This window comes from Streptomyces sp. NPDC059866 (genome assembly GCF_042731325.1).
In the GTDB taxonomy this organism is placed as follows: Bacteria; Actinomycetota; Actinomycetes; order Streptomycetales; family Streptomycetaceae; genus Streptomyces; species Streptomyces flavusporus.
Map to the genome: position 1 here is coordinate 1 of NZ_JBHWJT010000121.1, position 2,270 is coordinate 2,270.

General features: G+C 69.3%; 2 protein-coding genes. Both read right to left on the minus strand.

Going from position 1 to position 2,270, the window contains the following annotated elements; genetic code table 11:
* Window positions 1-1,662, minus strand: a 1,662-nt coding sequence (locus tag ACFV7R_RS46960) for a recombinase family protein (RefSeq protein ID WP_385276934.1), incomplete at its 3' end; no start/stop codon positions are given.
* A gap of 141 nt (window positions 1,663-1,803) precedes the next feature.
* Window positions 1,804-2,151: a hypothetical protein gene (locus ACFV7R_RS46965; RefSeq protein WP_385276936.1), complete on the minus strand. Its 348-nt coding sequence runs from the start codon at window positions 2,149-2,151 to the stop codon at window positions 1,804-1,806.
* Window positions 2,152-2,270: the final 119 nt, after the last annotated feature.

The following is a 2,270-nucleotide window of genomic DNA, read 5'->3' on the forward strand; positions in this document are numbered from 1 at the left end:
ATCCTGTCGCCTCCAACGCAATAGATAACCCGGGCGCAAGTCACCCTCGGCGTCGGTGTCCGGTGACTGACCGTGGTCGGCTGGAGCGTGCTCGCTGATCGGGATGCGGTGCCGGATGATGATCTTCTCGGGGCCGATGAGGATGTCTTGGACCAGGAGCCGGAGGACGCGTTGGCGTTCGGGGACGTCGGCCGCCCTCGTGCCTGCACGGAGTTGGGAGAGGAAACCTTCCAGATCATGGGCGAGTTTGAGGTAGGTGTCGCGGTCGGCGAGCTGGGCTGTCAGGGCGTCGAGTTGGCCGCGCAGACTGGCCTCGCGGGCACGGAGGTCGGGCATGCGAGCCCGCAGTTCATCGATGGTGATCAGCTGTTCCTGGTATGCCTCGATCATGCGGGTGATACCGCGGGTGGCCGCGGCCAGAGCGGTCTCGAGACGGGCGCGTTCGCGTCGGGCCGGGTCCGCGGTGCGGGCCTGCTGCAGGCGTCGGTCGATCTCGGTGCGGATCAGCGCAGGGTCGGCGAGGAGGCCGGTGATGTGGTCCCAGACGAGGGTGTCGAGGTAGTCGGCGCGGACCGGCTTGTTGGTGCAGACGCGGCCGCCCTCGTAGCGGTAGTCGTCCGAGCCCAGGCACCGGTAGTAGTAGATCTTCTTGTTGGTGGTGCGGGTCGAGGTGCGGTAGTAGCCGTATCCGCAGCTGGCGCAGGCCGCCAGGCCCTGCAGCAGGGAGGGGACCTTGGTGTTGCGGGCCGCGAAGCGCTTGTTGTCCTCCAGTCGCTTGGCGGCGCGTTCGAAGGTCGCGGGGGTGATGATCGCGGGGACGGGGATGGCGATCCATTCCTCGCGGGGCCGGCCGATGGTCTTGACCGGGCGCGGGGTGGCGCGTCCCTCCAGGCGGGCCCTGCGGTTGATGCCGGCGGGCTCGTGCTGGACCTGGGTTTTGCCGAAGACGGCGGTGCCCGCGTAGGCGGGGTTGCGGAGCATGCCCCAGACCACGCTGCGGTCCCAGCGCGTCTTGCCGGTGCGGGTGGGGGTGCCGCTGTCGGTGAGCCAGCGGGTCAGGTCGGCGATGGAGGAGCCCTCGTCGACGTAGCGGCGGAAGAGCTCGGCCACCACGGCAGCCTCGGCACCATTGATCTCGTAGCGGGCGGCGCACTCGGGGGTCTTGCGGACGAAGCGGTAGCCGAACGGCGCCCCGGACAGCACGTTCACCGATCCGGCCCGCGCCCGGTAGGTCTTCCCACGCCGGTAGCGCTCCATCAGCTGGGCCTTTTCGTACTCGGCGAACATGCCCTGGAACTGGACCAGCAGCTGGTCCTCGGGGCTGTCCCCGCGCGGGCCGCGCACGAACTCCACGCGTGTGCCGGCGCGGGCGAACTCCTCGATCAGCAGGGCCTGGTAGGCGAATTTGCGCGCCAGGCGGTCCGGGGCGTAGACGACTACCACGTCCACCCCGACCTGGGCGACCAGGTCCCGCAGCCGCTCCAGCGCGGGACGCATCAGCGTCGCGCCGGAGTGGCCCTCGTCCTCGAAAACCCACTCCTCGGGCAGCTCAAGCCGCATCCGCTCGATGTACCCGCGCAGCGCGGCCGTCTGCGAGGCGATCGTCTGATCCTTCTTCTGCCGCTGCGAGGACACCCTCGCGTAGATCGCCGCCGTGCTCACCGCCCACTCCTTCCCGCACCTGAAGCTGCTGATCGGCCCGGATGCGGGCCCGGCACTGAGGCACCAGCACCTCGTAGGCCGCGGACAGCTCCGCACCGGCATGCCGGGAGAAGACCCACTGCAGTTCCACCACCGGACGGTTCACGGCCCTGACCGCCGTCCACCGGCCTCGTCGCGGAGGTAGTCGGCCAGCGCTCGAGCCACCACCGAGGAGACGGTGGCCTCGCTCGCACGGGCATGCGCCCGGACCTGCTCGGCCAGCGACCCGGGCAACTTGACGGTGAACACCACATTCGCCTCGGGGATGGCGACTCGACCTTGCGCCACGGCCTGCTCCACATACCGGCGTGCCTGACGCACCGACACCCCGAAACGAGCAGCCAGCACACGGGCCGCCTCCGCGACAGACACCTCCGCCGCCAGCAGGTCCGCGGCAGCGTTGACCCGCCGCGCGTACTCGATGCCGTCGACACGCTCCCCGCGTACCATGTCATGAACGTACTACCCGTCATGACGCCGCCTACTCTCGACGCGAGGCAGCTTCTCCAACCGCCGGTAACGCAACGTCACTTCGAAGCAGAAGTTGCCCATTGCGTTGGAGGCGTGCT

Bases quoted from the DNA above. Each gene is read 5' to 3' on its own strand.
- ACFV7R_RS46965 (WP_385276936.1), bottom strand. From the start codon at position 2,151: ATGGTACGCGGGGAGCGTGTCGACGGCATCGAGTACGCGCGGCGGGTC.